Source organism: Alicyclobacillus kakegawensis NBRC 103104 (assembly GCF_001552655.1).
In the GTDB taxonomy this organism is placed as follows: domain Bacteria; phylum Bacillota; class Bacilli; order Alicyclobacillales; family Alicyclobacillaceae; genus Alicyclobacillus_G; species Alicyclobacillus_G kakegawensis.
The window spans coordinates 25,684-51,827 of the sequence record NZ_BCRP01000008.1; the positions used below are offsets into that span (position 1 = coordinate 25,684).

21 protein-coding genes are annotated in these 26,144 nt (G+C 57.7%); 16 read left to right on the forward strand and 5 right to left on the reverse strand.

The genetic code is table 11. From position 1 onward, the window contains the following. The first annotated feature begins 7 nt into the window (after nucleotides 1–7). From AK2_RS08145 to AK2_RS08155, 3 genes are all read left to right on the forward strand, one after another. Nucleotides 8–1,240, forward strand: coding sequence for a 6-phosphofructokinase (locus AK2_RS08145; RefSeq protein WP_067933220.1), 1,233 nt, complete (start codon nucleotides 8–10; stop codon nucleotides 1,238–1,240). A 5-nt stretch (nucleotides 1,241–1,245) separates the two neighbouring features. After that, nucleotides 1,246–2,091 (forward strand): class II fructose-bisphosphate aldolase, encoded by an 846-nt coding sequence (locus AK2_RS08150; RefSeq protein WP_067933221.1) that lies wholly within the window; start codon nucleotides 1,246–1,248, stop codon nucleotides 2,089–2,091. A 108-nt stretch (nucleotides 2,092–2,199) separates the two neighbouring features. After that, complete coding sequence (locus AK2_RS08155) at nucleotides 2,200–3,153, forward strand: hydroxyacid dehydrogenase (protein WP_067933223.1); 954 nt, start codon at nucleotides 2,200–2,202, stop codon at nucleotides 3,151–3,153. Nucleotides 3,154–3,300: 147 nt separating this feature from the next. On the opposite strand, the gene AK2_RS08160 is transcribed toward AK2_RS08155, so the two are convergent. The 5 genes from AK2_RS08160 to AK2_RS08180 all read right to left on the reverse strand — a co-directional run bounded on the left by AK2_RS08160 (nucleotide 3,301) and on the right by AK2_RS08180 (nucleotide 9,923). Further along, nucleotides 3,301–4,125 (reverse strand): carbohydrate ABC transporter permease, encoded by an 825-nt coding sequence (locus AK2_RS08160; protein WP_439645087.1) that lies wholly within the window; start codon nucleotides 4,123–4,125, stop codon nucleotides 3,301–3,303. A gap of 56 nt (nucleotides 4,126–4,181) precedes the next feature. After that, nucleotides 4,182–5,090 (reverse strand): carbohydrate ABC transporter permease, encoded by a 909-nt coding sequence (locus AK2_RS08165; RefSeq protein WP_245632832.1) that lies wholly within the window; start codon nucleotides 5,088–5,090, stop codon nucleotides 4,182–4,184. Between the two features lie 92 nt (nucleotides 5,091–5,182). Further along, the gene (locus AK2_RS08170) at nucleotides 5,183–6,454 is read right to left on the reverse strand and encodes an ABC transporter substrate-binding protein (RefSeq protein ID WP_067933226.1); all 1,272 of its coding nucleotides are present in this window, start codon (nucleotides 6,452–6,454) and stop codon (nucleotides 5,183–5,185) included. A gap of 78 nt (nucleotides 6,455–6,532) precedes the next feature. Next, complete coding sequence (locus AK2_RS08175; RefSeq protein ID WP_067933227.1) at nucleotides 6,533–8,740, reverse strand: amylo-alpha-1,6-glucosidase; 2,208 nt, start codon at nucleotides 8,738–8,740, stop codon at nucleotides 6,533–6,535. A gap of 178 nt (nucleotides 8,741–8,918) precedes the next feature. Next, on the reverse strand, nucleotides 8,919–9,923 hold the full coding sequence (locus AK2_RS08180) for a LacI family DNA-binding transcriptional regulator (RefSeq protein WP_067933229.1): 1,005 nt from the start codon (nucleotides 9,921–9,923) through the stop codon (nucleotides 8,919–8,921). Between the two features lie 309 nt (nucleotides 9,924–10,232). On the opposite strand from AK2_RS08180, the gene AK2_RS08185 reads away from it, so the two are divergent. The 13 genes from AK2_RS08185 to AK2_RS08240 all read left to right on the forward strand — a co-directional run bounded on the left by AK2_RS08185 (nucleotide 10,233) and on the right by AK2_RS08240 (nucleotide 25,996). Then, nucleotides 10,233–11,588, forward strand: coding sequence for an MFS transporter (locus AK2_RS08185; protein WP_083520986.1), 1,356 nt, complete (start codon nucleotides 10,233–10,235; stop codon nucleotides 11,586–11,588). A gap of 36 nt (nucleotides 11,589–11,624) precedes the next feature. After that, on the forward strand, nucleotides 11,625–13,184 hold the full coding sequence (hutH, locus tag AK2_RS08190; protein WP_067933232.1) for a histidine ammonia-lyase: 1,560 nt from the start codon (nucleotides 11,625–11,627) through the stop codon (nucleotides 13,182–13,184). Between the two features lie 33 nt (nucleotides 13,185–13,217). Beyond that, complete coding sequence (locus AK2_RS08195; RefSeq protein ID WP_169794753.1) at nucleotides 13,218–14,405, forward strand: AraC family transcriptional regulator; 1,188 nt, start codon at nucleotides 13,218–13,220, stop codon at nucleotides 14,403–14,405. Between the two features lie 63 nt (nucleotides 14,406–14,468). Next, nucleotides 14,469–15,608 (forward strand): N-methyl-L-tryptophan oxidase, encoded by a 1,140-nt coding sequence (gene solA / locus AK2_RS08200; protein ID WP_083520987.1) that lies wholly within the window; start codon nucleotides 14,469–14,471, stop codon nucleotides 15,606–15,608. 278 nt (nucleotides 15,609–15,886) lie between these two features. Further along, nucleotides 15,887–16,789 (forward strand): BglG family transcription antiterminator, encoded by a 903-nt coding sequence (locus tag AK2_RS08205; RefSeq protein WP_067933237.1) that lies wholly within the window; start codon nucleotides 15,887–15,889, stop codon nucleotides 16,787–16,789. Between the two features lie 205 nt (nucleotides 16,790–16,994). After that, nucleotides 16,995–17,465: a PTS transporter subunit EIIC gene (locus tag AK2_RS08210; RefSeq protein WP_067933239.1), complete on the forward strand. Its 471-nt coding sequence runs from the start codon at nucleotides 16,995–16,997 to the stop codon at nucleotides 17,463–17,465. Between the two features lie 78 nt (nucleotides 17,466–17,543). Further along, nucleotides 17,544–19,004: a PTS transporter subunit EIIC gene (locus tag AK2_RS08215; protein ID WP_067933241.1), complete on the forward strand. Its 1,461-nt coding sequence runs from the start codon at nucleotides 17,544–17,546 to the stop codon at nucleotides 19,002–19,004. A 148-nt stretch (nucleotides 19,005–19,152) separates the two neighbouring features. Continuing rightward, entirely contained in the window at nucleotides 19,153–19,653 is a 501-nt protein-coding gene (locus AK2_RS08220) for a PTS sugar transporter subunit IIA (protein WP_067933243.1), read from the forward strand. A gap of 471 nt (nucleotides 19,654–20,124) precedes the next feature. Further along, entirely contained in the window at nucleotides 20,125–20,289 is a 165-nt protein-coding gene (locus tag AK2_RS17765) for a 2-oxo acid dehydrogenase subunit E2 (protein ID WP_369406128.1), read from the forward strand. Beyond that, nucleotides 20,229–20,633, forward strand: coding sequence for a Wadjet anti-phage system protein JetA family protein (locus AK2_RS17130; RefSeq protein WP_281180636.1), 405 nt, complete (start codon nucleotides 20,229–20,231; stop codon nucleotides 20,631–20,633). The genes AK2_RS17765 and AK2_RS17130 overlap by 61 nt, the downstream gene beginning before the upstream one ends. A 4-nt stretch (nucleotides 20,634–20,637) precedes the next feature. After that, entirely contained in the window at nucleotides 20,638–21,309 is a 672-nt protein-coding gene (locus AK2_RS08230; protein WP_169794754.1) for a DUF4194 domain-containing protein, read from the forward strand. Next, entirely contained in the window at nucleotides 21,306–24,770 is a 3,465-nt protein-coding gene (locus AK2_RS08235; protein WP_067933249.1) for an ATP-binding protein, read from the forward strand. Before AK2_RS08230 ends, AK2_RS08235 begins: the two co-directional genes overlap by 4 nt. Beyond that, nucleotides 24,767–25,996, forward strand: coding sequence for a Wadjet anti-phage system protein JetD domain-containing protein (locus AK2_RS08240; protein ID WP_067933251.1), 1,230 nt, complete (start codon nucleotides 24,767–24,769; stop codon nucleotides 25,994–25,996). Before AK2_RS08235 ends, AK2_RS08240 begins: the two co-directional genes overlap by 4 nt. Nucleotides 25,997–26,144: the final 148 nt, after the last annotated feature.

A 26,144-nucleotide genomic window follows, 5' to 3' on the forward strand; every position in this document is an offset into this window, starting at 1 on the left:
GATACAGATGAGGGTAGCGGTTGGACAGTTCGGTGCACCGACTGCGGTTCTGAATGCCTCATTGTTTGGTGTTTTGGACTCGCTCAGCAAGGCTGGTGCCGAAGTTTATGGCATTCTCGGCGGCGCCTGGGGGCTGTCTCAAGGGAACGTACATCCTCTTTCTTTCGCCCGTCCTCCCGAGTGGCTCTTGCATACTCCGGGGGCGGCACTTGGGGCTGGACGCCAATTGAGCTTCGCAGCACATGCGGGGGAAGCGGTTCAGAACTTGCGGGAAAGACATGTGGATGCGCTCATCGTGATGGGCGGCAACGGCACGATGGCCCTGGGACAGATTGTGGAGCGGGAATCGCAAGCGAGGGGATATGACCTTCAGGTTATAGGCATCCCGAAGACTATCGACAATGACATCGCAGGCGTGGACCACACTCCGGGTTATCCTAGTGCCGCCCAGTTTGTCCTGAAGGCATTATGCGATTTGGCGATTGATCTGGAAGCCATGGTGGGATTCGAGCAGGTGCGGGTCGTGGAGGTGATGGGGCGCAGGACTGGTTGGCTGGCCGCCGCTGCGGCCCTATACGATGACCTATTCCGAGAAGTGCGCGGGTCATCAGCGGATCATGCGGGTGGATGGGACGTTAATCGCCTGTCTCGACGCCGGGTTCGCCCCATCGTCTGTCTGCCGGAGCGGCCATTTCACCTGGATCAGGTGCTGGGAGATGTGCAACGGCGTGTACGCGAGGATGGTTGTACGATGGTGGTGGTCAGTGAGGGGGTCCAACCTGCGGATGGACAGGTCATGTTCCAAACAGACCATGGCCAGGACAAGGCCCGTCCGTTTATGTGGGGTGGCGTTGGCGCATGGCTTGCCGAAGCTATTCGTGACCAGACGAAATTCGGAGTTCGATATGAAAATCTCGGATTGCTCCAGCGTTGTTGGTCAAGGTTCAGTGTACCCTTGGATGTAGCAGAGGCGGTGCGGGTCGGCCGCGAAGGAGCACACAAGGTGCTCGCGGGAGAGAGCGGCCAAATGGTGGGGCTCGTGAGGTCTCGCCAGAGTGAGTACCACGTCGACACCGTCGGTATCCAGCTGTCGGAAGTGGCGGGAAAGGAGCGGGTCATGACGGAGGACGAGGCGAAATTAGGACCGACGTTTCGCGACTGGCTTCGCCCGTTGCTGGACTGGAGTATGCTGTGCCCTCATCCAAGGCTGACTATGTCCGGGATGACCATAGGAGAGTGAAACTGATGCCGCTCACGTCAGGCTACATTTTGAGAGATGCGTTTGCAGGGGGATACGCCGTACCTGCCTTCAGCGTACACAGTGAGGCTATGGTAGATGCCATCTTGGCAGAGGTGGATGCACTTCGCAGTCCGGTACTGCTGCAGATTGGTCAGCGTGCCATTCGGAACGGCCAGATGCAGGTGTTGGCTCAGCATATCGCGCGCAGCGCGCAAAACGTACGGATCCCCGTTGTCATTCACCTCGACCACTGCCACCAGTTCGATCAAGTTGTTCAGTCGCTCCGCGCCGGGTTTACCTCCTGTATGATGGATGCCTCTTCACTACCGTATTCCGACAACGTACAAGCAACGGCTGCAGTGGTGAACCTCTGCCACGCCGTGGACGTGCCTGTGGAGGGGGAACTCGGTGCCATTGGCGGTGTGGAGGATGACGTGGCAGTGGCGGACGAGGATGCCGTCTTTACGGCACCCGACGCTGCGGAAAAATTTGTGTCGGAAACAGGGGTGGATTCACTGGCGGTGGCCATCGGATCGGCCCATGGGATGTACAGGCGCGAACCGAAGCTGCGACTCGACTTGCTGCGGGAAATTCGTGCCGCGACGGGTGTGCCGCTGGTGCTGCACGGGGGTTCCGGCATCCCGCGGGAACAAATAGAGGCGAGTATCCAGCTAGGCATCGCGAAAATCAACTTTGACACAGAGCTTCGTCTCGCATACATGGCCGGTTGGAGGGCTGGCGCAACGAGCTATCCAGACGATCCGTTTTCCGCTCAATGCGTGGCCAATGAGGCTTTGCGTCAAGTGGTGCGAGACAAGGTAGACTGGTGCGGTTCAGCACAGCGTGTCTAGGAATTGGGCCCGCCGCCAGACAGCTTGCAAGCGAGATGATGCAACCGGCATGGGTTCTGAGATCCAGGAGGATGGCGCAGCGTTCAGATAGGAAAGGAGTGCAGACGTGTGCCCAGTCGGATTGTGATTTCGGAAGATCTTTGGGTTAATCTACCCGAAGGGTTTGGTAATGGCCGCACTGTGGTTTACGATCCGTCTTTGGTCGGCGATCGACAGCGGCTATTGCGACTCGGCCCCGACACAGAAGCACTGATTGTCCGCAACCAGACACGTGTGGATGAGGAACTATTGGAGAATTTCCCGAATCTCCGCATCGTAGGGCGGCTTGGAGTCGGACTTGACAATATCGACTTAACAGCCTGCCAGCGACGCGGCATTCCGGTTGTCTCCGCCCGCGGATTTAACGCGAACGCTGTGGCAGAGTACGTGATGGCGTGTCTGTTGCAGCATGTTCGGCCACTCTTTCGTTGGAACGAGGCGGTTCGACGGGGCGCGTGGGATCGGATGGCCGCGATGGGGGAGGAAGTCTACGGGAAGACCCTGGGGCTTATCGGGATTGGCGACATCGGGCAGCGAGTTGCGACGCGAGCACGGGCTATGGGATTAACCGTTGTGGCATATGATCCGTTCATACTCCCTTCCCATTCCGTTGTGCGGGACGTCGGCGTAGCCCTGATCTCGCTGGACGACCTCCTGAGGTCATCGCATTTTGTATCGGTGCACGTCCCACTTACGGATACTACGCGTCATCTGCTCAATGGCCCTGCCTTGGCGAAGATGCGTGAAGATAGTGTGCTTATCAACACCTCGCGCGGAGGCATTGTCGACGAGGACGCGCTCGCCGAGGTGCTCGTGAATTTTCCGACAAGATTTGCCTATCTGGATGTGCGGTCCACGGAGCCGCCAGGTCCCGATGATCGACTTCGTTCTCTGGACAATGTCTGCCTTACGCCGCACATCGCCGGAATCACAGTGGAGTCCTCCCATGAGGTGGCTTGGTTTGTCCTTACGCAGGTGATGGAACAACTGGAGGGACGTAAGGCCATGGGCATTGTCCCGTAGGATGGGAGACACTGCATTATGGTACGGCATCGTGCAGGTGAACCTCCGGACGACACCGGTAGGGACTGTGTGAAGCGGGGGCCCGGAGTCGGACCCCTAGGCGCACAGGCTACCTCGATGACAAAACACAACGACTTGTCCTCCCGTTTACTTGATGCCTGTCGTCGAGATGCCCTTCACAAACTGCCTCTGGAACACTAAGAACACGATGATCATCGGCAGGGTCAGCAAGATCACACCTGCCATGACACTGTTCCAATAGGCGTCGTACTGGCCGTAAAATGAGTTCAATCCGACCGGTAGTGTGTACATATCCTGGCTTGTCGCAAGGAGTACCGGCCAGAGAAATGAGTTCCAGTTCCCCTGAAAAGTGAAAATGGTTTGTGCAGCCAGGAGTGGTCGGGACAGCGGCAAGAAGATGCGCCAAAAGACCCCCCAGTGCCCCAATCCATCGATGCGAGCAGCCTCCTCAAGTTCCTTTGGCAAACCGAGGAAGAACTGACGGGCGAGAAAGATCATGAACGGTGACATCAGGAACGGTATCGTCAACCCCTGGTACGTGTCAATCCAGCCCAACTTGGCCAAAAGCATGTAGATGGGTACGAGCACGACCTGGGATGGAATCATCATGACTGCGAGAAAGGCGTAAAACAAAAGGCCGCGTCCCGGGAACTTGAGCCGCGCGAACGCGTATCCGGCGAACGTGTTCACGCAGAGATTCCCCGCTGTCACAATAGCAGCGACGATAATGCTGTTCCCCAGCCAACGGGCGAACGGGAAATCGTGTATGATGGTTGTGTAGCTCCCGAAGTTCAGGTGACTGATGGGCACGATGCTGGTAAACACTTCATCCGTCGGCTTGAGCGAAGTATAAACGGACCAGACAAACGGCAACAGGGACACGCAAGCGTACAGAATGGCCACGATATACAGCACGTGTTTCGGGCGCCGATACACCGCCTCGCGGGACACCGCCATTCCTCCTTCTTTCACAGTGTGATCGCCAGCACGAGTGCAGTCAGGAACACCTAGTCCTCTCGGCCGATCACGTAATGTTGAATCAGCGTCAGAATCATAATGATGGCAAAGAGCACGAAGGCCATTGCCGAAGCGTATCCCATCTGCATATCCTTGAATCCTTTAATAAACAGGTCCAGTATGACCGTCAACGTCGCGTTCAGAGGTCCGCCCGTACCCCCGGAGACGACATACGCCTGGTCGAACACCTGAAAGGTGCCAATCAGCGACATGACAATCACCAGAAAGGTGGTCCTGCGCAACATGGGGATGGTGATGTAACGGGTCAACTTCCACCCGCTGGCCCCATCCATCGAGGCCGCTTCATACAACTCATCCGGTATATCCTGCAGTCCCGCCAAGTAGATGATCATGAACTGGCCGACGGTTGACCAGATGGCCATCACCATGATGGCCGGCAGCGCGAAGGTGGGACTGTTGAAATAATTAGGGCCCCGAACCCCAAACAAGGCGAGAAATTGGTTCACCAGTCCTTGTGGCTGAAACAGAAATACAAACATGACACTGACTGCGACCGTCGAGGTGACGGTCGGCAGATAGTAGGCCACCCGAAAGAACGTCTTCCCCTGAACGCGATTGACAATAATGGCCAGGAACAGGGCAAGAGCAGTTTGTACGGGCACCACGCCTAACGAGTACAGCGTGGTATTCCACAAGGCGCGAAGAAAGACTGGATCGTGAAATAAATGAGTATAGTTTGCCAACCCGACAAATCGGGTGGATTGCTCATCAAGGAACGAGAATTGTTGGAAGCTGATATAAAACGCATAAAGGATTGGGCCCACCAAGAACACAACCAAGGAAGCCAGCGCCGGCAAGACAAAAAGGTATCCTGCCAACGCTTGGTCCACCGCCTTCCTTCTTGAGACGCGGTGACCCACAACCGTGTGCGTCTGCACGCCGTTCAACCTGCATTGCCCCCCTTGTTTTGCGTGTCACAACGAAAGCCGCCCGTTCGAGCTGCGGCTTCCGTTGTGAGAATTACCCCTATTCATTGAGCCTGCTGCGACATCAGGGTCTGTTTGGCTTGGGACAATACATTGGCAGGCGACTGATTCTGCAGGATACCTGCTTCGGTCGCTTTGTTGATGGCATCGACAAACTCCTGACCAAGCGTCCCGAACTGATACGGTACAGCGTGTTTCACACCATCGACAAACGCTTTATAGTTCGGGTACTTCTTCAAGAACTCACCCTGCACGCTGGTGCGCGAGGGAATCGCCAGGCCAGATTCAGCGGTCATCTTGAGCGCCTCAGGTCCGGTCAGGTAAAATAACAGTTTTGCAGCTTGATCAGGATGCTGGGTTGACTTGGCCATCGAATAGCTCACGGTGTAGGTCATGTTGTAGTCCTGTCCGTTGGCCGACGGCAAGTCTGCCACGCCGTAATCAAGTTTCGGGGCAGTTTGTTGCATGAACGGGATCAGCCAAGCGCCTTCCAGGACCATGGCGACTTTTCCTTGGGCAAACGGGATGCCGGCCCAATCGCCGCCCAAGTCTTTCGGCTGCACGAAATTCTTCTGTTTGAAATTGTCGATGAAGAACTGGAGGCCAGGCACATTTGCTTTGTCGGTAAACGTCGCCTTATCGTTGTTCACATCATAGTAGCTGCCACCAAAGTCTTTGACGAACGGGTAATAACGAGCCACATCAATGGGCATGCTCAGGGGCGTCATTCCCTTGGCCTTCAACTTGGCGGCGTCCTGTTCAAATTCATTCCAGGTCTTCGGCGGCGATTGAATTCCGGCCTTCGCGAACATGGACTTGTTGTACTCAAGCGCCATTGTGTTCATGTCTTTAGGTAGGCCGTAGGTGACACCTTTCCACTGAAACGCTTTCAGCAGGGCAGGGCTGAAATCGCTTGTATTGACATGATCTTGCTTGATGTACTTGTCCAGTGGCATCAGTGCGCCGGATGCTTCCAATGTCGGTGCGTACGAGGAATCGACATAGAACACGTCGGGTGCGGTATGAGAGGCCAGCATCGGCTGCAAAGCTTGCAGATAATCGCCCGTGATCACCTGCAGGTTAACCTTAATGTTAGGGTTCTTCTTTTCAAATGCTTTCACTTGTTTTTCTACCAGCTGTTTTTCAGCAGGGCTCGACGACCACATGCCCAATTTCAGCGTGACGGTTTTTTCCTCTCCACTATTGGAAGCATGATTTCCTCCCGATGTGTTTCCTTGCCCACAGCCGATGACGGCACCGGAACTGATGAGCAGGATGCTGGCAGCTCCGAAATACCTTTTGATGCTCCTCTTCATCAGTTGCAACCCCCTTTGGAAAATCAACGTGATGGTCTTTGCGAGACTACGCACGTCAAAATTCTTTGCACGGTGTCATCACTGAGTTGCGTCCTTTACCACCTCCCTGGATGAAGTCTGGTGCACGGACAAACCGGTCGTATTTTCTAGAATGTGGAATCGTGTCTGTCCGGTGGATGTCCGCTGCAATTCTATACTCAACTTGCCATCCCCAATCCAGATAGACTCAATCTTGAGCCTCGGGATTGAGGTTGGAAGTGAAGGATTCAGGTAAACCCGCCCTGCCGGAACATCCGGGTGCAGACCGAGCAGAGATGCGAGGATGAGAACGGGTGTCGCCGCCGCCCACGCCTGAGGGGAACAGGACACCGGATAAGGAACGGGACGCGACACCTTGTCCGCGGCTATACCTGCGAACAGCTCGGGCAATCGGAACAACTCGAACCCTTCGGCAGCGGTCAACAACCCTTCGACGAGGTGGGCGACCGCGTCGTGACGGCCGTATTTAGCCATGCCTGCGATGATCAAGGAATTGTCATGCGGCCACACGGATCCGTTGTGGTAACTCAGAGGGTTATATGATATTTCGTTTGCGGACAGGGTTCGAACCCCAAAACCACTGAACATATCGTCCGCCAGCATGCGGTCAATGACGCGATCCGCAAGCGTCCGAGGCAAGATTTCGCTCCACAACACCTGCCCCATATTAGAGGTCAAGGTGCGCACCGGTCGTTTATTTCCATCCAGCGCGAGGGCAATCGCGTCTTCGTCGTCCAGCCAAAAGGACTGGATAAAACTCCGACGGAGTCGATCTGCTCGCTCTTGGCAATGCCTTGCCTGCTCCGGCATGTGGAGCCACGTGAAGACCTCGGCCCAGCGACGATAAGCCCGAAACACGTAACCCTGGACTTCGCACAAGGCGATAGGGCCGGTGGCCAGTGTCCCCTCTTTGTGTTGGATGGAATCACCAGAATCCTTCCATCCTTGGTTGGAGATTCCTTCTGCGGCTTCGGACAGGTACTCAACAAAGCCGTCTCCGTCGCGGTCCCCATACTGCTCTATCCACGTGAAAGCCGAGTCTACGGCCGGCAACAATCTCCGCAGCCACTCTTGGTCGGCTGTCCAGGCCGCATAGTCGGCGGCTAAATTCAGGAAGAGCGGGGTGGCGTCGATGGTTCCATAGTAGGGCCCAAATGGAACCTTTCCTGTCCTCGTGAGTTCCCCTGCCCGCAGCTCGTGCATAATTTTCCCGGGCTCCTCGTCACGGGACGGGTCTACAGTCCGGCCTTGAAAAGCGGCCATGGTGGCGAGTGTTCCTCGGGCCACATCGACGTCGGCGGGCAGCATTTGTAGAGCCGTAATCAGGCTGTCCCGTCCAAACGGAACCGCATACCAGGGAACCCCGGCTACCGGAAAACGGCCATGACCGATATCGGTCAACAGCATGCGCACGTCTCTAAGTCCCCTGCAGTACCAGGTTGTGAACGCCTTGCATCCAGAAACCCTGGGTGCTTTCTGCAACCAGTTTTCATAGTCGTGAACAATCTGCCGCCTTTTGGTATCCACTTCCGTGAGACTCAAATCCACGTTTGGTGCCGCTGGCTCCCGGGGGCAGGCGGAGGTTTCCACGTCCACCGTCCCAGCCATGGATGGTGTCACGGACACGACCCACGTGCACTTGCCGCGTGGCGGAATGCACAGACGCGCTCCTACTTTCGGCACGCCGAAAAAGGGGCTTGGGGGATGATGGTTTGCATGGAAACGAACGATCGTCGTGCACCTTGTGCCGTCCTTTGCCATGTAGCGGAACGTCTTGGATTGCGGCCCGTCTTCCATCGCAATCTGCCGCTTCAGCTGCTCTCGGCCCGCAAGCGTTTTGCCTGCTCGCACTTCAAACATGTCAAGAAAGTCGGCATCCATTTCGTAAGCGACCTCAAGAGTGATGGTTTCCGCCGAGAAATTTTCGATCTCTCCTTGTTCATAAAACCTACAACCGTCGACAAACTGGCGCCGTACGGCGTGTAGGCTTTCACGCGGAACCACAACGTTTTCGGAGAGTCGCCATTCCCGATTCGTATAGTGATAGATTGCCTCAAAGTTCCGAGACCCGTCCGAGGCCAGCTCTACAAAAACAGACGGGTCCGTGTTCCATGTCCATTGGCTGAGCACGCGTGTGTCGCGAGTGAACAGTCCATATCCAAACGCATCCAGGGAAGGATGGGGGGCATCCCCGGAACTGTTGGACACAAAAAACAGATCATTCTCCTTGATGACGGTAAACTTCATGTCGAACCCAGCTGCCTCCTTATGTAGAGAGCCAAGCATCCAAAACGTTTTGGAAAAACCCGCAAAAGTCGCCACCATGCCTTCAACAAGAAGTCTTCAATGACCTCACATGACTATGCCGCAGCAACGGTCGAAGCGGATATCGCTGTCATCTGGGCAGCCTTCGGGTTCGCGGCCGTCAGCCGCTCTCGCGGACAATCAGTTCCGGCGCCAGCAGCCGCCCCTGGGGAGGTTCGTCCCGTTCCAGCATGCCGATGAGCATTTCAGCAGCGGTCATTCCCATTTCATACCTGTGCTGCCCGACGGTGGTCAAGGTCGGTGACACCAGTTCCGTTAAATCAATATTGTCGAAGCCGACCACGGCCAGGTCTTCCGGCACACGCAAGCCATTGGCCAGTGCTTCGCGCATGCCGCCAATAGCCATCAGGTCACTGGCGAAAAAGATAGCTGTGACATCTGGGTAACCCTGCCGCAGTTCGCGAAAACCTTGGGCTCCTCCTGCGAGGGAAAAATCCGATTCGTAGACCAGGGCCGGCTCGAAGGGCAAGCCGACAGTCCGAAGACCTTCTTTGTAGCCGCGCAAACGGTCTGCGCTCACCGCCGCCTGTGCGTACCCGTTGACGAATCCAATATGCCTGTGGCCTTGTTGGAACAGGTGCCGAACGGCGAATTTCGCGCCATTGATGTTGTCTGTCATGACGTATCCGCAGTGGTCGCTGAGCAAAGGCAGGTCGATAACGACGCTGGGCAACGGCGATTCAACTACTTCGTGGACGTACGGATCATCCAGGCGGATGCCCATGACAATCACGCCTTCAAAGCGCCGCTCGGTGCAGAAGTCGAGATAGGACACCAGGTGCTGCTGCGCCGTTGTGGTGCTCACGAGACTGACATCGTAACCGAGCTCCGCAAGCCGCTCATAGACTCCCGCTAGCACATCAAACATGAAGTGATGCCCAGTCCGGGATTTACCGAAATCCGACACCAGCAAACCGATGGTCTGTGTCCTCTGCCTCACCAGGCTGCGGGCCACGTGGTTCGGGCGATAGTTCAGGCGCTCTGCGATTTGAAGAATTCGTTTGCGCGTTTCGGGGCTGACGTCGGCATATCCATTCAATGCCCGCGACACGGTCGTGATGGAAACTCCGGCTGCTTCCGCAACATCGCGAATCGTCACTGGCACCGACAAACACCCTCACCCAAGTATTGAAGACAGTCTATCCGAAAACGTTTTGGATGTCAAACCGTCGAGGGGAGCGAGAGCAGGGAAGCAAGAGATGACGGTCAACACGCAGCGTACGACAAAAGCGCAATTTCGTGCTACTGGTTCCAAGGATCCTCCCTACTGTCCAAGTTTTCTCCGTATTTATAATGAACCCATCCACAATCGGACTAGGCACGGTAGTTCATATGACCGTGCCGCCACACGAAAGTACTGCCCCACCGTCTGATTATAGTCGAAATATTCATATCAAAGGAGGCGAATGAGTGGGTGAATGCAGCAGGGATTCAGATTGACGATGCTCCTCTGAACAAATTCCACATTCGCATTACCGCTTTGACGTTCGGATCGAACTTTTCCGATGGATACGCACTGGGGATCATCAGCATGGCGTTGAGCCTGATTGGCCCCCAGATGCATTTGGGGCCCGTTTGGCAAGGGCTGTTAGGAAGTTCAGCCTTGATTGGGCTGTTTTTTGGCAGCCTGCTGTTAGGCTGGCTGTCGGATCACATCGGCCGCCAGAAAATCTACCTGACAAACTTTGTGATTGTGACCGTGGCGTCCGCCCTGCAGTTTTTCGTCCATGATCCCGTCACTTTGTTTATTCTCCGCATTTTGATTGGTTTGGCATTGGGCGGCGATTACGCTGTAGGCTCGACGTTGTTGGCCGAGTTTGCGCCGAAACGGTACCGCGGCATCTTGCTCTCGGCGCTCAATGTCCTGTGGACAGTGGGCTACACGCTTGCGACCATCGTCGGCTATTATTTGCAAGGGACGCCGGACGCGTGGCGCTGGATGTTGGCTAGCGGAGCCATCCCGGGGCTGATTGTGTTGCTTCTGCGCATAGGCACACCAGAGTCGCCCAGGTGGTTGATTCGCAAGGGCCGCGAGCAGGAAGCGCGCTCCATCGTGAAGAAATATGTCGGGCCGAACGTAGAAATCGACACGATGATTGCGGAAGCGAAAAAGCAGACATTTGCGTTTAAGGACCTGTTTGCGAAGAACGTGAGGATGCGCACAGTGTTCGGCAGTCTCTTCTACGTGTGCAATGTCATCCCGTACTTCGCCATCTACACGTTCCTGCCGACCATTCTCAGCAGTCTGGGGTTTCAGGACAACTTCGGCATTGATACCATCTTGAACATCTTCCTTCTTGTCGGCGCCATTGCCGGGTTGTGGTTTACGGAACGGCTGTCCCGCCGCGGTTTTACCATCTATTCCTTTGCCTGTCTCACGGTCGCGCTGTTTTTCATCACCATCCTGCCGACTCGTCTGCACGCTTTGATCTTGATTTTGTTCATCATTTTCACGTTCATCATGTCGGCCGCATCCAACCTGACGTTGATCTACCCGGCCGAATTGTTTCCGACAGATGTAAGGGCTTCCGGTGTCGGTGTGGTGACGGCTGTCAGCCGGGTGGGCTCCGCTATGGGCACGTTTCTTCTCCCTCTCATGTCGTTGAAGGCCTCGATGTTGGGCATGACTGCGGTGCTGTTCCTTGGCACACTGATCTCAGTCCTGTGGGCGCCGGAAACGGCGCGTTTGGAGCTGGATGAGGCGAGCAATCCGCTGCATCGCCGGGCTGCAAGCCTAGACGCAGAGGGCGCCGCAGCCGAGTTGGACTGATTTTCATCTTTTCATCCACCGTGGAGGTTGTTGGCCATGACTCAGGCACCGGGAACAAGACCCCAGGAGATCCAAGAAGTCGTGCTCGGCCATGGCGATCCGACCGTGAACGAACTCGTGGCTGTTTCCCGTTACGGAGCCAAGGTGTCTTTCTGCCAGGCGTACCGAGAGCGTGTCGCCAAGTCACACGCGCTGGTGGAAAAGTTTCTCGCGGAAAATCGCGTCGTTTACGGCATTACGACCGGATTTGGCAGCAACGTCAGCAAGGTGATCTCGCCCGTGGAAGCAGCGGCGCTCCAACGGAATATCGTGCGTTCCCACGCGGTATCCGTGGGGGCTCCTTTGCCTGCGGAACTGGTCCGCGCCACCCAATTCATGATCCTGGTGCAGCTCGGTCAGGGATTTTCAGGCGTGCGCATGGAGGTTCTCGAGGCGCTGGCGGCGCTGTTGAACCGGCAGGTGGTGCCATACGTGCCGGGCGACGGGTCTGTGGCGTACCTCTCTCCCGAAGCGCACATGGCACTCGTGCTGATGGGCGAAGGCAAGGCCTACTTTGGCGGCGACTTGCTGGACGGCGCCGAGGCGCTGCAAAAGGCGGGACTCACGCCGCTGACGTTGGGACCTAAGGAGGGGTTGTCGCTCCTGAACGGAACAACGTCGACCACGGCCATCGCCGCGTTGGCCTTGTACGACGCCATCCAGGCCGCCAAGACTGCCGACATCGCGGCCGCCATGTCTTTCGAGTCCCTGAAGGGCACCATCCGGGCGTTCGACGAGCGGCTCCACCAGTTGAAGCGGCACCCCGAACAGACAGCGACCGCGCGGTATCTGTCCCGGATGCTGGCAGACAGTGAGATAGCGCAGACGTATCAGGATTATCGGCTGCAGGATGCGCTCAGTCTGCGCTGCATCCCGCAGCTTCACGGCGCGGTCAAGAAGACGCTCAAAGATGCCGCGGCCAGTGTGCACAACGAGATGGCATCCGTCAGCGACAATCCCGTCATCTATGGCCAGGGTGACGATGGTGTCGGGCTGATGGGAGGGAACTTCGACGCCACTTTCGTCGGTTTGGCGGCCGATTCCATCGCGATTGCACTCGGGAATTTGGCGAAAATGGCAGAAAGCCGGATTGACCGCTTGGTGAACTTTCATGTCAGCGAACTTCCCGACTTTCTGGTCGCTCGGCCGGGTCTCAACAGCGGCTACATGATTCCGCAGTACACGGCGGCCGGCCTGCTTTCGGAGATCAAAGCATTGGCACATCCGGCCACTGTGGACAACATTCCCACATGCGCCTATCAGGAAGACGTGGTCACTTTCGCCTACCAGGCTGCGCGCAAGGCCTACCAGGTGGCCGAAAAGGTGACGCACATCCTGGCCATCGAACTGATGGCGGCGGCCCAGGCGCTGGACTTTCATCGACCTTTGAGGCCGTCAAGCGCGACCGCATCCGTCTACCGGGCGATTCGCAAGCAAGTCCCCACACTGGAGGAAGACCGGTATCTGTACCCGGATATCGTCGCCATCTATGATATGATCCGCGAAGGAGAGATAGTTTGCCGGGTCGAGGGATTGCTTGGAGAGATTCCATTCTAGCTTGTCCTTGTCAACATGATGTGGGAGGAAAACATGGCACCACACGATCCCGCCCAACTCGCGTTCTCGCACTACTTGATTTCCGGCACCTTGGTTCACGAAGGTGAGTTCACAGAGCTTCAGGAGCGATTTGGCGTCTTCGTCCATCCGCAAGTGGTCGTCGTTGTATCGATTGACAGGTACCCCGACTTGACGTTGCAGAATTCCGCCGATTGGCCGCTCGAAATCGGCCAGAAATTGATAGCTGTGGTTTATGCATGCGTGGACGTTCCCTTTACATGGATTTGGACCGAAGCAGGGGTCTTGGCGCTGCTTGTGGAGACTCAAGACGTCACCGGTGCCGGGCCGGGGGCTGAGGATCCGCTGCTCATCATGGCCAGGAAGGTGCAGGCTGGGATGCAAAAGCTGGGTGTCTCGGTGTCCATCGGCATCGGTGGCTATCACGCGGCTCCTGAGGACCTGCACCTCTCGTTTCAGGAAGCGATCCGCGCCATGCACGGCCGTTTCTTTCAGGGCAACCAACTGATCTTCCAGCACGGTGTGAACGCCGATCTGAGCGAAGTCCCGGCCCAAGAACTGGCCGCGGACAGGACAGAATTGGTCGCCCTCCTCTGCATCGGGGATGAGCCAGGGGTGACCACGCGCATGCGGGCGCTGCTGGATCGCATGGCCGAGGCTTGTCATTACAACGAAGACGTGTTCAAGGGCCAGGTGCTGGATCTCATCACTATGATGTCGCGTTCGGTTCTGGACATGGGGGTGAGTGCGGCGCGAATCCTGTCCAAGAACGCAGAATTTACGCACGAATTGTACGCCACCATTCGATACGACAAGTTTGTCCGCAAGGTGATGGACTACGCGGTGTGGTTGACGAGGCAAGTGGGAGAGACCGCCACGCCGGACGTCTCGCCGGTTATCCGCGATGCGATTCGATTCATGAAGCAGCATCACCGCGAAAACATCACACTTGTGGATGTCGCCAGGCACTGCTGCATGAGCAAGTACTACCTGAGCCACCTGTTCAAGAAAGAGGTGGGGATGGGGGTTATCGAGTATTTGAACAGCATCCGCGTCGATAAGGCGGCATTTTACGTACAGACGACGGATCTGCCGATTCAGCAGATCGCCACACTGGTCGGCTTTGATGACGCCAACTACTTCAGCCGCCTGTTTCGCCGCTACATGAATTGCAGTCCGACCGTGTACCGTACGGCCCGGTAGCCGGCTGCCTAGGCGGCACATCCACCCGTTGCGGTGGCGGATTTGGTTGTGGAGGGATGCTGTTTGTCTTACCCGTACGAAGTGATTGTGGTTGGTGCCGGTTCCATGGGCATGGCCGCAGGGTGGCACCTCGCCCAGCAGGGAGTGCGGACACTCCTTATAGACGCGTTTCATCCTCCGCACACGATGGGCAGTCACCACGGAGAAACTCGCATCATCCGCCATGCATACGGGGAAGGGCGCCAATATGTGCCGCTGGCGCTGCGGGCGCAAGAGCTGTGGTTGGACCTGCAGGCGGAAGCGGGGACTCGGCTCTTCGCCCAAACTGGCGTGTTGTCGTTGGGCCCAGCGGGATCGCCCTTCATGGAGGAGGTCGTGCGCAGCAGCGTGTCGTTCGACCTGCCGCTTGAGGTGCTCGACACAGCCGAGATCCGCCGTCGCTGGCCAGGATGGCGCGTGCCCGACGACTACGTGGGCTGTCTGGAAACGTCTTCGGGGGTGCTGTTCTCCGAGGACTGCATCCGGGCCATGCGGCAGCTTGGCGAAGCGCGCGGGATGCAGGTGCTGGTGGATGCGCCGGTGGACGACATTCGAGTGGACGGCCAGGGAGCCAGCGTGCGGGCGGGATCGTCCGTGTATACGGCGGAGCGGGTGATTGTGACGGCAGGAGCGTGGGCCAAGCGCCTGTTGGCCACAGCAGGGCTGGATGTCCCACTGCGGCCGACGCGCAAGGCCATCGCTTGGTTTGCGTGCGACGAAAACCTGTACGGCGCGGCGGAGTTTCCCGCGTTCACCTGCGGGACTGACACAGCCCACTATTATGGGTTTCCCAGTTTTAACGGATCTGGGTTGAAAGTGGGTCGGCACGATGGCGGGCAAACGGCAGACCCGGATACGATGGAGCGGACGTTCGGCGCCTACCCCGAGGACGAGGGGGATTTGCGCCGCTTCTTGCGGGATTATCTACCGCGCGCCAATGGCCGTCTTCTCACCGGGAAGACGTGCGTGTACACGATGACCCCGGACGAGCACTTCATTATCGACCGCCACCCAGAGCGGCCACAGCTGCTGTTTGCCTGCGGATTTTCGGGACACGGCTTCAAGTTTGCCAGCGCGGTCGGCGAGGTGTTGGCCCAGTTGGCGGTGGCGGATAGCGCCGATCTGGACGTCTCCACGTTTTCGCTGCGCCGGTTTCAGCACTAAAGGATAGAGTACAGTAAAACAGCTGCATCGGCCGCGGTTGGCTTCGGGAAGGGCGCCGCGGCTGTTTTTGTCGGGCCTCGCTCGCCGGGCCACTCCGGTGTATCATATAGGAGTATCATATAGATACAGAGATTGCCCGTATTCTGGCGCCAATGGATAGGCTTCCACAGCTCCAACCTCTCATCACCCATATGCGCCTGGACATAGATATAACAGAGTGTTCAGTGGGATTGAGTTTTTGCGCCGCAAACGTGGATCAGCGGTTGGGGGGCCTGAGCATGTCCGACCGAGCGACCGACCCGGGCAGAAAACGCGTTCATGGCGGAGGCCAGAACGATAAGGGAGCCCACTTTGTTATTGAGCGGGTGCTGAACAACAATGTCGTTGTGGTTCTGTCTCCCCGCGATGATGAATACATTTGGATTGGCAAAGGCCTTGGCTTTGGCGCCCGGCGTGGACAGCCCATCGCCGCGGATGATCCCCGCGTGGAAAAAAGCTTCGCTCTCGTACTTCCCACACACAGGGCTCAATTTGAGCAACTTTTCACCACGGTCCGCCCCGAGGTCGTCGGCGTCGCGGAGGAAATCGTCAGCTTCGCAGCGGAATCTCTTGGCTGCGAGTTCCACGAGCACATCCATGTCGCTCTGCCGGATCATATTGGCTTTGCCCTGTCCCGTCTGCAGGGAAACCTGGTGATTGAGAATCCGTTTGTAGACGAGATTCGAACGTTGTATCCGCGGGAGTGGAGGGTGGCGCAGGCTGGCGCGCGTCGAATTGAGGAGAGGTTTCAGATTCCGATTCCCGCCGCTGAAGTGGGATTTTTAACGCTGCACATCCATTCGGCCACGCACCCTCGCGGCCTTTCAGAAACGATAAAGGTCACGGACGCTGTCAGCCTGGCCGTAAGGTCCATCGAAGAGGGGTTGGGTCGTGAGATCTCAAGAGACCACATGAACTACGCGCGTTTGGTCATCCATCTCCGGTTTTCCATACAACGCGTGTTGCGCCAGCAGCCGATCTCCAATCCGTTGGTGGACGCCGTACGGGAGAAGCTGCCGGAAAGTTACCGAATCGCCCAAAAGGCGTCGGGTCTCATTGGCCGTCGAATCGGCTGTGAATTTTCAGCCGATGAGGTGGCGTACTTGGCAATGCATATTGCGAGGATTGGGTCGTCGAACTGAGAAGTCTGACTGCCCATGGGTTGCTTTGATTTTCTATTGCGAATGTTATTGATTCAGACTATAATTTTCCCAAGGATAGCGTGTTACTGTCGGCACGGAAGGCAGGCATGAGCTACGTGGGTGGCTCTTGCCTGCCTTTTTTCGTGCTGCGCGTCGCTATGCCGGAGACTGGGCTGGTATCGGCCCGAAAGGGAGGAGGATTGTCATGCAGGCCAGCGGCACCTTGGTCAAAGTTTCCATTCTGATGGGGGTTGTCTTTCTCGCGGCGGCCATTCTGTATTGGATTGGCTTGCCCGGAGCGCTGGACGTACCCTTCCTGGTCAGTGTCGGTTACGGAGTGTTGTCGAATTATGCGGCCATCCTGGCGGTTGGAATCGCTGTGGCCCTGGCGCATGAGAGTCAGGGCGCTGCCGGTTTGGCGGCTTTCGTCGCCTATGAGGTGATCATTCAGGGGGCGAGCGCCATCAACAAATCCGTCAGCCTGGACGATAAGAGCGCTTTGTTGCTTGTGGCCGGGTTGATAGCGGGGGCGCTTGCCGGGTACATGTACAACCGCTTTTATCGCACGAAGCTGCCCACTTGGCTCGGTTTCTTCGGCGGACGTCGATTCGTGCCCATCGTGACCGGTTTTGCAGCCCTGTTCATCGCGCTGGTGATTGGACATACGTGGCATTGAGGATAGTCCACGTGTCCGCTTCGCGTTCGCCTGATGGAGAGGGCGCTCTGTATCCACGGAAGCAAAGGGGGCTCTTCCATGCTGGGTCAACTTCAGCGAATTGGCAAGGCGCTTATGTTGCCGATAGCGGTCCTCCCGATTGCCGGGTTGCTGCTTCGCCTGGGGCAGCCAGATACACTGAACATCCCGTTCATGGCAGCAGCCGGGAACGCCATTCTTAACTATCTGCCGCTATTGTTCGCTATTGGCATCGCGGTCGGTTTCGCCAAAGACAATCACGGTCTGGCTGGCTTGGCGAGTCTTGTCTCCTTTGAGATCCTGTCCTATGGTGCCAAGGCCATTGACGCCAGCAATGATCTCAGCTATTTGGGAGCGATAGTCACCGGGCTGTGGACGGGGTGGTTGTTCAACCGGGTTAGCCGCCGTGAGGTAAAAGGTTTGGACTTTATGGGGGGAAGCAAAGCCCTGGCAGTCATCCTCATCGCGCTGGTTTCCGTGGTTCTTGCCATCCCGTTTGGTTATGGGTGGCCGTACGTCCAAGACGCGTTCAATCAGCTCGGGGTTTGGCTCGGGGAAACGGGCGCCATTGGGGCCGGGCTGTACGGACTGTTCAACCGTCTCTTGATTCCCTTTGGCCTTCACCATGTCATCAACACGTACATCTGGTTCGTATACGGGACTTATCATGGCCAGCACGGTGACCTGACGCGCTTTCTTGCGGGTGATCCGACCGCCGGCGGGTACATGGCCGGCTTCTTCCCCATCATGATGTTCGGGTTGCCGGGGGCAGCGTTGGCCATGATTTTGACGGCAAAACCGGAACGCCGTAAGGTGGTGGCGGGCGTCATGGGCAGCGCCGCTTTCACCGCCTTGCTTACAGGGGTGACGGAGCCGATTGAGTTTGCCTTCATGTTTCTGGCACCGTTCCTGTTTGTGCTGCACGCGGTCCTGACAGGCGTTTCCCTGTTTGTCTGTTACCTGCTCGGCATTCGGGACGGGTTCACTTTTTCCGCTGGCCTCATCGATTACGTGCTGAATCGCAACCACGCGACCCATGGTTATTGGTTGATACCTATTGGCGTCGCATTCTTCATTATCTATTTTGTCACCTTCTACTTTGCCATTAAGATCTGGGACATCAAGACGCCTGGACGTGACGAGGGCGACGATGGCAGCGGGGCCAGCAGCTTCATCCTGGACGAGTACCAGGCTGGACGGCCCGCAGTGGCCGCAGCCGCCGCCGCGCCCAGCGCCGGATACCGCGCTGCTTTCACGCCGCCGAACACGGGCGGGGAGGAGCGGCCCCGGAGCCAAGGGCAGGCATACGTCCAGGCCCTGGGCGGCGCAGATAACATCTTGGAGATCGAAGCCTGTACCACCCGTCTGCGCCTGAAGGTGAAAGAGATGACGAAGCTGGATGAAGCGGAGTTGAAGAAACTGGGGGCCAGCGGGGTAATCCGACTGGATGCCCATAATGCACAAGTCGTAGTGGGGACGATTGCGGATCTGCTGGTGGACGAAATCAAGGAGACCATGTAGGTTCATCTTCAATATCTTCACTTTTGGACCGCTGGGGACGAGCTTATTGAACCTTTCCGCAACATGTTTCGGAGCCGGTGCTGACGCGTGTGAGGTGCATGGCGACGTCGGTAAACAGGTGCGGGCAACAATGAGGAGTGACTCCGCTATGAAGAACCTGTTTAGACGCAAAGCGCAAGAGGAATCCGCGGTGACGATTTGGGCGCCCGTCACTGGCAAATTAATTCCCATTCAGGAGGTGGACGATCCAGTTTTCGCCCAGTGCATGGTCGGAGATGGAGTGGCCCTTGTTCCCGAAACCGAAGAGGTTGTGGCCCCGGTTTCTGGCACATTGACGCAATTGTTCCCAAGCGGACATGCGGCAGGCATCACTACGCCAGAGGGCATCGAGATTCTGATCCATGTGGGTCTGGATACGGTAGAGCTGAAGGGGGAAGGGTTTACGCGGGTGGTCGAACCCGGCCAGTTCGTCCGCGCGGGAACCCCGCTCATTCGCTTGGACTTGGAGAAGCTGAAGGTGATCGCGCGGTCTCTGGCGACACCGGTGATTGTATCCAACATGCCCAGTATCGAGAAAATGGAGAAAGCTTCTCCTTCCTTTGTCCATGCTGGCGAGGATTGGGTTTTGAAAGTGTGGCCAAAGCGCTGACGAGAGGGCAAAATTCTGTTCTTTCGAACACGTGGATATCGTCGTATTCAGCAGGGCGCGCAGGGTTCATCGGAACTCTTGGTTTGCGCTGAAACCTGATCTCAGCGCCCTATTTCACCTTGCTTATCGTCTAAGGTATTGTGTTTACACTGTCCACCGTCAATGTGCAATCCGATTACGCAGTTCCTGCAGCCGATTCCATTGTTTGCGGAGCAGATCCAGACGTTGGTCGAAGGGGATGGTATCCCAGTGTTCGAGGCAGTGGTTTGCCGCTAGGATTTCCAGCCGGAGGCTGGACCATACACAACACCGGGAAGCCGTTGACATCACTGCTTGCCTCCATAGCGGATGACAATCCAGTCGTGTTCTTCGAAGACAAGACGCTCTACAACCTCAAGGGGGAGGTTCCGGAACGGACACATCACCGACGCGAGAATTCATCGGTATCACGAGATCCATTTGGGCATCGCGGTGGCGCTCGCGGACGGCCTGTTGGTACCGGTCATTCGGCACGTCGAGACCCTGTCATTCGTGGCTCTGGGACGGGCTGTCAAATCGGTCAGCCGCCGCGCCCACTGCAGGCGTCTTCCCAGGTGGCGGAGGCTGCCTTTGCGGCTGAGGCTCAAGAAATGCTGAAGCGCATGGACTCCGTTTTCTCGGAGACGCGCATCGTCGAATTCATTCTCTCGCAAATGGGAGAAGACGGTGTACTGCGGTCGCAATCGTTGCGATTGCAGGAAATGGAAGACCTGTTGCGAACCATGCTGGCGTTGATCAAAGCGGATGAGCCGCAGGTGCCCTTCGACGTAGAGTGGGACGAGCAGCAGCGGGCCGTCGTTGTCGGAGGATATCGAATTCCGGCCCTGACATTTGTGCGGACGCTGGGAGACGGTGTCGACGTGCCGATGGAGGTCAAAATGGCCAGCGGCCGAGTGGGCCATGGCCATGGCCGTGGCAGTCGCGCACACGGGAGGGCATGACCAATTGGACTGGCACCGCGAATACACGGCCTGGACGGATAGAGACCGAGAGGAGTTTGCCCGCATCGTCAGCGTATTGTTTGAGCAGACGTTTTTAGTGCGGGATATATGGGACGCCAAGGAACGCAGAACGGTCACCAACCGCGATTACCGGTTTGCGGAACGTGTGCTGCCGGTTCTGCAGTCCTATTTGTCGGTTAGTGGTTTTCTGTTGCAGGTGGACGGGCGACGCGGCGTCATGGCGCTGTACAACCGGTTTGGCCGGAACCGGATGCGCTTGGACAAGCTCACTACGTATGTGCTCTACACTCTGCGTCTGATCTATGACGAGCAGATGGAGCAGGCCTCGATGCGACGTGAGGTGGTGATTCCCCTGCGCGAACTGGTGGGGAAATTGCACACGCTTGGCTTGATTGACCGCAAGCTGGCCGTGACCAACCTGGAGCGGACACTGAACCGGCTGCGTCAGCGCTCCATTCTGGCGCGCGTGGAAGGAAATGTGCAGGACCTGGAAAGCCGCTGGCTGATCTACCCGAGCATCACGCTGCTGGTCTCGGACGAGCGCATCAATGTCATCTACGACAGGTTCAAGGTGGACAGTCTGGAACCATCCGATGGCCAGGAGGACGAAGATGTGTCCGACCTGGACGCAGATGACGAGGGGGCAGCGCAGTGATTCAGCTTCGGCGGATGCTTCTTATCAACTGGCACTATATTGTCCACGAGGTGTTGGAGTTTGAGCCGGTTACCTTCCTGACGGGCAAGAACGGGGCGGGCAAATCGACGATTTTGGACGCCTTGCAGCTGCTTGTTCTGGGCGACACGAGCGGTCATCACTTCAATAAGGCGGCCAATGATAACTCCCGCTGCACCCTGCGTGGATACTTGCGCGGCGAGGTGGCGGAGGAAGAAGAGCGTGGAGTCGTGTATCTGCGAGAGGGCCAATTCTCCTCCTACATTGTGGTGGAGTTTGAAGACACGCGCAAGCACCGGCGGTTCTGCCTGGGAGTGGTCTTTGACAGTTATCCGGATGGCAGTTACGACCACCGATTCTTCTCTCTCGATGGGGAGCTGCCAGATTTTCATTTCATTCGAGACGAGGTGCCGTTGGATATCCAAGCGCTGCGTCAATGGGGGCAGAGCAGGCGGCAACGGTTTGAACTGTACGAGAGCAACAAGCGGTATCAGGAAGTATTTCTGGCCAAGATGGGGCGGCTTAACGAGAAGTTTCTCCGTCTGTTCCGCAAGGCCGTGCCCTTTACGCCTATCATGGACGTGGCCGGGTTTATCTCGGAGTTTGTCTGCGATGTCAGGCACCAGGTCGATATCGACGACATGCGCGAAAACATTCGCCACTATCGCCGGATGGAGCAAGAATTGGAGCATGTCCGCAAACGCATAGAGGCGCTGAGGCGGATTCAGGAGACATACGGTCAACTGGAAACGGTGCGCGGGCGGCTGCGGGTATACCACTACCTGCTCGACCGCGCCGACGTGCAGCGTGTGGAAGACGAACTGGCGGAAGCCAACCGGCGTCTTGCGGCCTGCCAGGCGGAACTCGATCAGGTTGAGGCGGAGCTCAGCGTTGTCGACAGTGCTCGCCAGCAATGGCAGGACAAGCGCGACCGGCTGGTGGAGGAGCGAGCCCAATCGGACGTGTATCTCAAGCAGCAGGCGCTGCGGGCGGATCGGCAAGTCATTGAGACGCGTTATGCCGATATCCTCCGGGCCGGGGAACGCCAATCGCGGCTGCTGGCAGAACAGGCGGCGCGGTGGCAGGCGGTGGAGCAAGGGCTTGCCGCGGCGATAGGCTGGTTTGCCGCTGCCGCCGACAGTCGCTCTCATGAGGGGGCGGGGGAGGCGACGCCGGACGGCGAATTGGATCTCCCGTTTGTCGCGGCGGCCGCTGACTACGAACAAGCGCTCCATCACCTGCGCCGGGCCCTCGCCGCGCTTCCGAGCCCGTACGACTGGCACGGCCGCGGCCTGTTGGAAGTCGATGTCGCGGCCAGTCGCATTGACGTGGATTCGTTCGCCACGGCCGTTTCGCACTTTGAGGCCGTTCGGGATGCGCTGGGAGAGGCGCATCGGCGCCTGCGCGACGAGGTGGCCGCCTGGGAGCAGGAGATGGTCGACCTGGAGCGGTCTATTTCCGAGTTGCGGCGCGGCATCAAACAATACGACGGAACGGTGCTGCGGCTGCAGCGTGCGCTCCGCGAAGGACTCGCGGAACAAACGGGATCGGCCGTGGCGGTTGACATCTTTGCCGACCTGTTGGAGGTGCGCAGTCCTGAATGGCAGGCGGCCATCGAAGGGTACCTGCATACCCAACGCTTTTATCTGATTGTCCCACCCGAACACTTTGTGGCGGCGCTGCGCATTTACGACCAGGTGAAGAAAACGGAGCGGGTGTTTGACGTGGGCCTGGTCGACATCGGCAAGATTCTTGACGAGCACCCGGAACGTCTCCCCGGCTCGCTGGCAGAAGAGGTGGAAACGGACAATCCCTATGCGCGCGCCTATGCCGACTTCCTGTTAGGACGTGTCATCAAGTGTGACCGGGTCGAGGATCTGCGCCGTCACCGCACCAGCATCACGCGCGACGGCATGCTCTACCAAAACTTTGTCGCCCGCCAGATGAACCCGCGCCGGTGGCAGACCATGTACATCGGTAAGCGGGCGATTGCCCAACAGTTGCAGCAGAAGACGGAGCGCCTGTCCGCCGTTCAGCAAGCCTGTGTCATGTGGCGACCGCGTTTGCAGCAGGCCCAGGGGTGGAGCCGACAACCTGTGCCAACCAGCGCCGATGTGGATGCGGCCCGTGAGACCGACGGGCTGTTGGACAACTTGACAGGCCTGCAGGCCGACCTGCGGAAGGTGCTGGAGCAGTTGGCTTCCCTTGACCTGACGCACTTGGAGGCTTTGGAGCGGCAGATTGGCGAATGTGACGATGAACTGTGTCGGATTCGCGATCAGATGGCCGATTTGCAGCGCCGGCGCGGCAGTCTCGCCGAGAATCGGGATCGCATTGCGGGCGAATTGCTGCCTCAGCTGGAGGAGCAGCTTCAGGCGGCTAAACTGCGGCTGTCCTCCCAGCATGACCCCCTCTTTGCCGCGGACATCGGTGAACCGCGCTATCGCCAGGAGTTAGAGCGGCTGGGCGCCGTCGATAGGATTGTCGCGAACTTCACCCGGCAACGGGCCACGGATGCGAATCGGGAGGCCGAGTACCAGCGTGAGCTGATTGACCTGCGCGCCGCCTATAACAAGGAGTTCCTGGCCGGGTTCGACATCCAGCGCGAGGACAACGAGGCTTACGAGGAAGAGTTACGCTGGCTGGTCGAGTCACAGGCGACCGAGTACGAGGAGAAAATCCGCGCCGCCAAGGAACGCGCGCAGGTGCAGTTTCAAGAGGATTTCGTCAGCAAGTTGCGCAGCAACATCGAGACGGTGCAGCACCAGATTCGCGAGCTGAACGACGCTATCAAAAGCGTGCCGTTCGGGCGCGATCGCTACGAGTTTGCTGTCCGCCCGAATCCGCAGTACGAGCGATTCTATCGAATGATCATGGACGACCTGCTGCTCGAAGGTTATGGACTGTTCTCGCAGTCGTTTCAGGAGCGGCATGGCGATACGATTGAGGAGCTGTTCCACAACATCGTCGATGTGGACGAGCAGAACCCGCTGGTGCACACGGAGTTGGAACAGAATCTGCAAAAGTTCACCGATTACCGCACGTACCTCGACTTCGACCTGCTGGTCAAGGATGAGGAAGGGCGGCAATCGCGGTTGTCGCGCGTCATTGCCAAGAAATCGGGCGGCGAGACGCAGACCCCCTTTTACATCTCGGTGCTGGCTTCGTTTGCCCAGATGTATCGCGTACGCCAGATGGGCCTGGACAACACTCTGCGGCTCATCGTATTCGACGAAGCCTACAGCAAAATGGACCACCAGCGTATCCGCGAGAGCATACGCTTGACCCGCGAGTTGGGGCTGCAGTTGATCTTGTCTGCGCCTACGGAGAAAATTGCGGACATTGTTCCGCACGTGGACCGCACGCTGGTTGTCACCCGGATTCGCAGCGTGACGCGCGTCTCCGCCTTTGATGCGAAGCAGGCGGAGGTGGTCAATCGTTGACGCGTTCGCCTTGGGCGGAACGGATGGTGGGTGAACTCATCCGGCGCTACGAATCCAGCAAAGCGTTTGTCACCGGCCAGCTCACCGCACGGCGGATTCAGCTGCGGATGGAGGAACGGTATGCGCCCGGATACCTTTCAGGCTCGGCCGATCCGGACGTGATTCGTGCCTTTCACGCGGACTTGCGGAGCCTGGAGCAGAACGGTGTCCTCGAACTCAAGTGGGTGAAGCACGAGGAAGGAAATCTGCTGGAACGGGTGTATCTGCAGTGGCAGGGCGTACAGCAGGCCTACGCATGGCTGGGCCGGCGGCCGCTGCGCGAGCAGTTGGCCGATGTGGCCGAGGAATTGGAGTCGTGGCGCCCACGCCTGGCCACGCCCTGGCTGGAGCGGTGGCTTGACGATGTGAAAACACAGTTGATGGAGCAGGGGCGTTTTCCGACCAGTCTGATTCCGTCCGATTTGCCTCGCCGTCAACTCTTGCTGTCGGCTTTGGCAGGGTGGGTGGACAAAGGCGACGAGGAGTTGACCTTGCGCCTGTTCTCCAAGCGCTACCTACGTTCGAGCAAGGCGTTTGAGCGCCAGGTGCAAGAACGATTCCTGGCGGTCATACGCCGCTATTGGCCGCCTGCCGAGGAATTGGTGCGAGCGGGTATGGGAGACGCAGAACTTTTGAACGAACTTGGCATTCTTTCGAGCCATGACGATGTGGCGTTTGCGGGTTCGCTTAGGATCCGAGTGGATGGACAGGATGTGGATGCTTCTGCGTTCCCCTACGGATTGGCGCTGGGGACGGAATCGGTGCGCAGGATGGAGGTCGTATCCGCACCGGCAGGGCGTGTCCTGACCATCGAAAACAAGGCAAATTACCGTCACTATGTCCAGACGGAGCGGATGGCGGACGAAGTGGTGGTGTATCTCGCCGGGTTTGCCAGTCCGGTCGTGCGCCGATTTTTGCAGGCCCTCCGGGAACACGGACAACGCCAGGGACACCTGCCTCGTCTCGAACACTGGGGCGATCTGGACTATGGCGGCATCCTCATCCTGCAACACCTGCGCGACTCCGTCTGGCCTGAGGCCGTAGGCTGGCGGATGGAGCCGGTGTGGTTGGACCGGCTGCAGGAATATGTCACGCCTTTTGATGAGAGCTATCGCGACAGGCTCTACAGTCTGCTGCAGGATGACCGCTACGCACCCGAATGGCCTTCTGGTTCGGAAATTGCTTGACGTTGGCGGGACGCTGGAGCAGGAGGCGTTCTTGGTGTAATGGGACGAATGAGCGAATGAAAAATATAGGTACCATGTGTTATGGACGCAGCGAGTCGTCTCGAGTATGCTTTCTGCAGGGATAAGCTTCGCATGTCTTTGAGTCCAT

What these genes read in the sequence shown, in the direction of transcription:
- AK2_RS08175 (WP_067933227.1), bottom strand. Translation starts at nt 8,740, where the DNA reads ATGAAGTTTACCGTCATCAAGGAGAATGATCTGTTTTTTGTGTCCAAC.
- hutH (WP_067933232.1), top strand. Translation starts at nt 11,625, where the DNA reads ATGACTCAGGCACCGGGAACAAGACCCCAGGAGATCCAAGAAGTCGTG.
- AK2_RS08205 (WP_067933237.1), top strand. Translation starts at nt 15,887, where the DNA reads ATGTCCGACCGAGCGACCGACCCGGGCAGAAAACGCGTTCATGGCGGA.
- AK2_RS08170 (WP_067933226.1), bottom strand. Translation starts at nt 6,454, where the DNA reads ATGAAGAGGAGCATCAAAAGGTATTTCGGAGCTGCCAGCATCCTGCTC.
- AK2_RS08220 (WP_067933243.1), top strand. Translation starts at nt 19,153, where the DNA reads ATGAAGAACCTGTTTAGACGCAAAGCGCAAGAGGAATCCGCGGTGACG.
- AK2_RS08210 (WP_067933239.1), top strand. Translation starts at nt 16,995, where the DNA reads ATGCAGGCCAGCGGCACCTTGGTCAAAGTTTCCATTCTGATGGGGGTT.
- AK2_RS08215 (WP_067933241.1), top strand. Translation starts at nt 17,544, where the DNA reads ATGCTGGGTCAACTTCAGCGAATTGGCAAGGCGCTTATGTTGCCGATA.
- AK2_RS08150 (WP_067933221.1), top strand. Translation starts at nt 1,246, where the DNA reads ATGCCGCTCACGTCAGGCTACATTTTGAGAGATGCGTTTGCAGGGGGA.
- AK2_RS08195 (WP_169794753.1), top strand. Translation starts at nt 13,218, where the DNA reads ATGGCACCACACGATCCCGCCCAACTCGCGTTCTCGCACTACTTGATT.
- AK2_RS08145 (WP_067933220.1), top strand. Translation starts at nt 8, where the DNA reads ATGAGGGTAGCGGTTGGACAGTTCGGTGCACCGACTGCGGTTCTGAAT.